The organism is Thermanaeromonas sp. (genome assembly GCF_021890735.1).
In the GTDB taxonomy this organism is placed as follows: Bacteria; Bacillota; DSM-521; order Neomoorellales; family Neomoorellaceae; genus Thermanaeromonas.
Genome location: NZ_JAKKUR010000086.1, coordinates 1 through 7,245, shown reverse-complemented (window position 1 = coordinate 7,245; position 7,245 = coordinate 1). Strand labels below are relative to the sequence as shown.

General features: G+C 48.9%; 5 protein-coding genes. All 5 read left to right on the top strand.

Features of this window, described 5'->3' with window-relative positions:
- The first annotated feature begins 14 nt into the window (after window positions 1–14).
- The 5 genes from L5656_RS09875 (at window position 15) to cas3 (ending at window position 7,215) form a co-directional block, all read left to right on the top strand.
- Window positions 15–983, top strand: a complete 969-nt coding sequence (locus L5656_RS09875; RefSeq protein WP_297202495.1) for a helix-turn-helix transcriptional regulator — start codon at window positions 15–17, stop codon at window positions 981–983.
- A gap of 77 nt (window positions 984–1,060) precedes the next feature.
- The gene (locus L5656_RS09870) at window positions 1,061–3,019 is read left to right on the top strand and encodes a TIGR02556 family CRISPR-associated protein (protein WP_297202493.1); all 1,959 of its coding nucleotides are present in this window, start codon (window positions 1,061–1,063) and stop codon (window positions 3,017–3,019) included.
- Complete coding sequence (gene cas7b / locus L5656_RS09865; RefSeq protein ID WP_297202491.1) at window positions 3,020–3,997, top strand: type I-B CRISPR-associated protein Cas7/Csh2; 978 nt, start codon at window positions 3,020–3,022, stop codon at window positions 3,995–3,997.
- Between the two features lie 6 nt (window positions 3,998–4,003).
- Window positions 4,004–4,807 (top strand): CRISPR-associated protein Cas5, encoded by an 804-nt coding sequence (cas5, locus tag L5656_RS09860; protein ID WP_297202489.1) that lies wholly within the window; start codon window positions 4,004–4,006, stop codon window positions 4,805–4,807.
- Complete coding sequence (gene cas3, locus L5656_RS09855) at window positions 4,762–7,215, top strand: CRISPR-associated helicase Cas3' (protein WP_297202486.1); 2,454 nt, start codon at window positions 4,762–4,764, stop codon at window positions 7,213–7,215. Before cas5 ends, cas3 begins: the two co-directional genes overlap by 46 nt.
- Window positions 7,216–7,245 lie beyond the last annotated feature (30 nt).

Below are 7,245 nucleotides of genomic sequence, written 5' to 3'. Positions count from 1 at the left end.
AGGAAGGGTAAGGTATGTCCAGCCGGCAGCAGCTTGAGCGCATATTGGAAATAGATAGGCAAATTCGAGCCCTTAGGTATCCTAATGCCCGGAGCTTAGCTCAAGAGCTGGAAGTCAGTGAGCGTACAATCTATCAGGATCGCCAGTTCCTGGTCGACAGGCTGGGAGCTCCCCTGGCTTACGACCGTAAGCGCGGCGGGTGGTACTACACGGATCCTAACTGGGCTTTGCCTTCGGTATTGGTGACGGAAGGGGAGCTTTTGGCCTTTTTCTTAAGCGTGGAGATAGCTAAGCGTTACTTAGGTACGGCTTTTGAAGGGCCTCTGCGTTCCGCAGTAGAGAAGATAACGGCCGGTCTAAAGGGACAAGTGGAGGTAAGTCTAAAGGAGCTGCAGGAGTGTTATATTTTTGCTCCTCCGTCTGTAGTAGCGGTAAAAGAAGAGCTCCTCCTTGATCTTTACCGGGCCATTCAGCAGTGCCGGCAGGTGAAGATACGCTATTTTACAGCTAGCCGGGGATGCTGGCAGGTACGGGTGGTGGAACCCTATCACCTTTACAATCTCCGAGGGGACTGGTACCTCATCGCCTTCGATCACCTGCGGGGTAAAATGCGCATCTTTCATGCTGGAAGGATTGATCAGTGGGAAGTGTTGCCTCAAGTTTTTACCCGTGATTCCCGATTCTCTGTAGACGAATGGATGGCTCAAGCCTTTGTGGCTGAGAGGGGAGAGGAGCCGGTGGAAGTGGTGATCAAGTTTGACCCCTACCAGGCACGTTATATCCGTGAAAGGCGCTGGCACTCGACCCAGGAAATAGAGGAACTTCCTGACGGAGGGCTTATCTTACGCTTTGTTACGGGAGGACTGGATGAAGTAAAGCGTTGGGTGATGGGCTACGGGAGCCATGCGGAAGTTTTGGCTCCTGCTTCTTTAAGGCGGGCAATAAAAGAAGAGATTGAGCAGATGGTAGAGATTTATCGGTAAATTTTTTCTACTATTGTCCACTGAATGATAGTTGCAGTGTCGTGTGATATATTTCCAAGAGGAAAGGGGTGAAGTGATTGCTGGAAGCGGTATCTTTTATTGGCCGCCTTCTAAATAAGGGGACGGATCTGGTAGAGGGTTTAGTACAGGACGTAGCGGTGACGCCGAAGTCTCCTAAGTATCTTGTTAAACTTAATTTTGAATTGCAGTCAGGCCAGAAACGCCTTACCTGGGATATGGCGGAAATCCCCCAGGAAGAGAATACCAGAAGATCTTTTCTGGCCCGGTGGCGCTGGGTGGGTAATGCTTCGGGTAATAATCCCCAGTTTTTCTTAACTACTACCAATCCCGAATATCTTTTGGGTAGCGAAAACCCCAAAAAGCTTGCCCCTTTAATGTTGCTGGGAGAGCTGGAGAAAAGGGGAGAAAAGGGAGAGCTTTATCAAAGGCTCTTGGGCATAAAAAATAATTTTTTCCGTGAGGAGTCTGATGGTAGGTACCTTTTAGATATGGCCGGTTTAGATTGGAGGGGTAGTAAGGATAAGCCCCAGAAGGTTGAGGAGGTGGTAAATGGTATTCTAAAGGACCTCGGGCTCACCAAGAAGAAGGTGGCCCTTTGGACCTTGCTTTTCAATGGCCGGCCCTTGGTGGACGAACAGCCTTATGATGAGATTATTCTGAGCTACATGCAAAGATCCTTTGAGGGTGATGAGCTCCTAGATGGAGTTTGTTCCGTCTGCGGCAAAGAAAAAACAAAGGTTGCCTTTTCGGCCTTTGAGCGGCTATCCTTTCTTAAATATTACATAACGGATAAACTGGGGGCGGCCTCTCATCTGGTAAAAGAAGGATTCTCTAAGAACTTTTTGATTTGCCAGCCGTGCTTCCAGGATCTGATGCTGGCCGAAAACTTTATTCGTAACAATTTAAGCCTTAGAGTAGGAGACCTCAATTTCTTGGTATTGCCCTCCTTTCTTATTTTACCCGAGGAGGTAGATGCACAAGAGCTGTCTTTCTGGGTAGAAAGGCTTAAAACGAGGGTGGCAGGGCTTGTAAGCACGGCCGCCTGGCTGGAGAGCATCGCCGGTTCGAAGAAGAGCCTAGAGGAGGAGCTGCAAAATTTCTTATATGAACTACCTTACGAGAACCAGGCCATCTTAAGCTTCCTCTTTTATAGAAAGGCCCAAAGCGAGCTCCGAATCTTCGCCCTTATAAAAGATGTTTCTCCCAGCCGCATCGGTCACCTGTTACGCCAGAGCTATGCCCTGGCTATGAAAGCCGAAAGGCTCTTGGGCCTTAAGGGTTGCTGGCTGGATCTGACCAGGATCTACCAGCTTATCCCTTTGAGCAGCGGTAACCAGACGGAGCAGAAGAAGATCTTGTATATCTATGAAGGATTGCTCAAGCAATACCCTATCAGCTACAGTTTTCTCATCCAGCAGTTCTTATTATTAGCCAAAACCTATGTGTTGGAGAAATACGACGGAACCAATATAATTCGGCCGCCAGATAAACTCAAAGAGCTTGTCCTGGCGGAGAAGATGATGGAGGCTGGATTCTTCTTTAAGCTTTTGCGGGAAGAAAGGCTTTTGAAAGGAGTGAGGGATTTGTGCGACAAGGATTTTCAGGGTTTGGGGTTGGATGAACTGGACTCGAGGATGAGAGATTACCTCAAGGAGATGCGTTACTCTCCAGCCGAAACAGCCCTTTTCCTATTAGGCTACCTGTTAAATGAAGTGGGAAAAGGCCAGTATCTTTTCGGCCACAAAGACAAGCCTGTGCTGGAAAAACTCAACTACCAAGGGATGCCCTGGCCCAAGGTTCGCCAGCTGGCTAATATTCTTTTTGAAAAGCTGCGCCAGTATGACCGGCTGAAGTTTAACGAACGCCTTTATGCCACGATGAAGGCTTTGTTTGATGGCTATCGAGATAACTGGCCCTTGGGCCCGGAGGAAAACGTCTTCTATATCCTTTCAGGTTATTCTTACGGTGTCTTAGCATCAGCCCAGATGGGCAAAAAGGAAGGGGAGGAAGAGTAAATGGCTGAGCTTGTTAAGCAAAACAGCGAGATCCTCTTTATTTATGATGCCAAGATGTGCAATCCCAACGGCGATCCTGATGATGAGAACCGGCCCCGTATGGACACCGACCGGGAGAGAAACTTGGTCTCTGATGTGCGCCTCAAGCGTTACATACGGGATTATCTCCAAGACAAAGGCTACATTATCTATGTCACTAAAGCTGAAGGCGTGGTAATAGCTGGAGATAGGTTAAAGAAGGTGTTGGGCAAGGAAGAGCAGCCTAGCCGTGAGGATCTGCCGGCCCTGCTAGAGAAGCTGGTAGATGTACGCCTGTTCGGAGCTACCATGCCCGTAAAAGGGGAACGCCGCGGGGAAGGGGAGGCTATAAATCTGACCGGCCCAGTACAATTCAACTGGGGTTATTCCCTGAACCGGGTGCAGCTAGTTGATTCTAACACCATCTCCTCTCAGTTTGCCTCTGAGGGAGGGGCTCGCCAGGGCACTTTTGGTAAGGACTACCGCGTGTACTATTCCCTGATAGCTTTTCACGGCATTGTTAGCGCTAGGCGAGTAGAGGCTATGGTTAAGATTGCCGGTGGAAATTCTAAAGCGGCTACTAGCGAAGAGGATCTGGCGCTTCTAGATGAGGCAATGCTTAAAGCTATTCCCCTTCAGGCTACCCGGAGCAAGATTGGGCAGTATCCTAGGCTTTATGCGCGGTTTGTTTTTAACAATGCTGAAACCTTTATGGGGGATATGCGGGATGATTTAAAGGTTAAGCCAGATCGAGATCTTCGGTCTATTAAAGATTTTGACCTTGAGATAGGAGGATTAAAGGATCGCGTTCAGGAGGTTAAGGACCGGGTAGCCAGGGTTTACGTTTGGCAGGATAGGGAGCTGCGTACAGTTGTAGATGGTGAGCCGAAGACCCTGCCAGCGTTCTTAGGCGAGCTCTTAGGGAGTAACAGGGTAACGCTTTTGGGATTAGGGGGTTAACCTTCCGTGCCTTATGTGGCTGTTTGCGACCTTATCGGCCCCTTGGCGCATTTTCGCAAATTCTATACCAACTCCTCGTCTCTATCTTATGGTTTTCCACCTCGAACTGTACTCATGGGTATTGTGGCAGCTGTCCTGGGCTGGGAAAGAGACGCGTATTATGAGGAATTAGGCTTACAAAGAGCTCGTTTTGCTGTAGTAGTAAAGGTGCCTGTTCGCAGGATCGTGCAGACGGTTAACTATATCCGCACCAAAGAAGAGGATCTCAACCGGATGAAGAAGCTCGGAGCAGCCAAGGGGACCCAGGTGCCGCTGGAGCTCTTGGTTCCCGCAGGGGAGAGCCCTCACCTTAAGTTTAGGATGTATTTTGCTCACCAAGATCAAGAGCTGGTCAAGGAATGGGCAGCACGGCTAAAGGCGCGGAGAGTGCACTATCCCCTTTACTTAGGCCTTACTGAGTTTATTGCCCAAGCTCGTTTCCTTTATGAGGGGGAGCCTAAAGCCATCCACCTACCGGGTGAGGAAGTGGCAGTTAACTCTGTGGTTAATGCAGCTTTCCTGGCCAAGCCCTTACTTAAAGGGGACGTAGCCTTAAACCGGGAAAAGGCGCCCTTAAGTTTTGGCCCTGGGAGGCAGCTTCTTCCTACAGCCAGCTTTATTTACGAAGTAGCTTCCCGGCCTGTGCCTGCTATACTTTCGTGTGCTGCTTACACCTTTTCCCTTCCTGACGGCCAGGAAACAGTTGCCTTCATGGAGGGAGACTTATGGGATACTACGCCCACAAGGATGGCCAGCGCCGCTACCGCTTAAGCTCTCATCTAGCTTTAGTGGCTGCTCGTGCAGGCCGGCAAGTGTCTGAGGCTTCAGGAAGGGAAGGTCTTTACCCTGTAGCGGTAATTGTTGGCCTAGCCCATGATTTTGGCAAGTACACCTCCTATTTCCAGGATTACCTTATTACCGGAGTGTCCAACAACTATAAGGAACATGCTTTCCTTTCCGCCCTTTGGGCGGTGCACCTGGGGGCTAAGCAAGGGTTTTCTCATGAGCTTAGGCTTTTGAGCTTTCTTGCTGTCATCTGGCACCATCGCGATTTGGGCGACCCAGAAAAGTATATACTCCCTCAGCGGAAGATAGAGGAAGATTGGGCCTTCTTAGAGGTGGAAGATCGTCGCCGCCTGGAGGTAGCTCAAACACAGGTGGAAGACCTAGTGCGGAGGAAAGACCAAGTAGTGCGCTCTTTAAAATGTACGGCCCGGCGAGCGGCTTACTTTCTTGCTCGACAGGGCCTCGATACATCTTTTCTTACCGGATTGGATTGGGAAGAACTCTTAGACACTTTCTTTTGTAATTGGAAAGAAATATACGCCTCACTTTTTCCTTTCTTAAAGCAGTACCTTCGTAGGGCCCTTGACCTTTCTCTATATTTTTCCTTACTGAGAATCTTTGGAGCTCTCATCGATGCTGACAAATTGCATGCAGGTAGGATACGAGATATGGGCAGGGAAGCCTTGCCCGTAGAAGCAGTGGAAATTTATAAGAAAGCTTGCTTTAAGGAGCCCCATGACCCCATTAACCTCCTCAGGGAGGAAGTTTATCGCAATGCTGCAACTAGGATATCCCGCTTCTTTATGGAGTATCCATACTTCACCTTAACGGCACCAACGGGTAGCGGTAAGACCCTTGCGGCCTTTAACGCTTCCCTCCTATTACGCCAGCACCTTGAAGAGATGAAGGGCATTTTACCGCGTATTATTTATGCTCTTCCTTTTACTAGCATCATTGACCAGAACCATAATGTGTTTACCGAGGTACTCAAGAAGGCTATTCCAGATTTTATATCACGGCCTTCGCCTTACCTCTTAAAACATCATCATCTGGCCGATGTCTTCTACCGTGCCACAGAAGAGGAAGATCTGGGTTTTGATGAGGCCATTCTTCTTATAGAAAGCTGGCAGAGCGAGATAATTATTACCACCTTTGTACAGCTACTCCATACCCTTATCGGGTATCGAAATCGGATGCTAAAAAAATTTAACCGGCTTAATCATGCTATAGTCATCATGGACGAGGTTCAGAACATACCGGTAGAGTATTGGCCTTTAGTGGCCACAGTCCTTAAAGAAGCGGCAAAGGAACTCGACCTACGGCTAATACTTATGACTGCTACCCGGCCAGAATGGTTTTCCCCGGGAGAAGCGCTGGAGTTGGCAGGCGAACAAGAAGACGTGGCTAGATTCTTCAAGGCCCTTAACCGGGTCAAGCTTTACCCAGATTTGAAGCCCCGCACTGTAGCTGAAGCAGCGGAGCTTTTCCTTTCTTTCTACGAGCCCTCGAAATCCTATCTTGTAGTCCTTAACACTATCTGTAGTTCCATTGAGTTCTATAACTATGTTGGAGCGCACTTAAAAAGCCGCGCGCCTCTCTTCTACCTTTCTACAAATATTATTCCCGCCGAACGGGAGAGAAGATTGGAGGAGCTTAAAAAGCTTTTGGAACAAGGGGTTAAGCCGGTTCTCGTATCTACCCAGGTGGTAGAGGCAGGTGTAGACCTCGATTTTGATGAAGTCTGGCGAGATATAGGACCGATAGATGCTATTGTTCAGGTGGCTGGTAGGTGTAATCGCCATTCTCGTAAGAAAAAAGGTGTGGTGCGGTTAGTGAAGTTGGTGGATGAAAAGGGGAATGCCCTGGCGTGTCGGGTATACGGGAATATCCATGTTTGGGGTGCAGAGAAAGTCTTCGAGCATAGGTCACGTGTGGAAGAACCCGATTTCTTTGAAGCAGTAGCAGATTTCTTCCAGTTTGTACGCGAGAGGAAAGACACAAGCAAGAGCGAAGGCATACTGCAAGCCATGAAAGGTTTGCGCTTCCAAAGGGACAGGGAGGAGGCAGATTACGCCGTAAGGGATTTCCGGTTGATAGAGGATCGCCCGGACCAGGTGGAGGTTTTTGTGGCCGTCGATGAGGAAGCCGAGGGCATATGGCAGCGTTACCGGGAAGAAGTGGTCGGGGCACCGGATATCAAGTCTCGTCAGGAGGCCTATTATAAGATTAAGCGTGATTTTGGCCGCTATATGGTTTCTGTACCAGCCAAGATTCTTTTAGGCAAGGTAGACGAGACGGTAAAACCTTTATACATCCCGCGTTATCTAGTTCCAGAAGTTTATGACCTTGAAACTGGTTTTAAACGGGTAGAGGAGGGTATGTTTATAGTATAAGAGAAGTTCTAGCCCGGGCGGTGGTGCCCT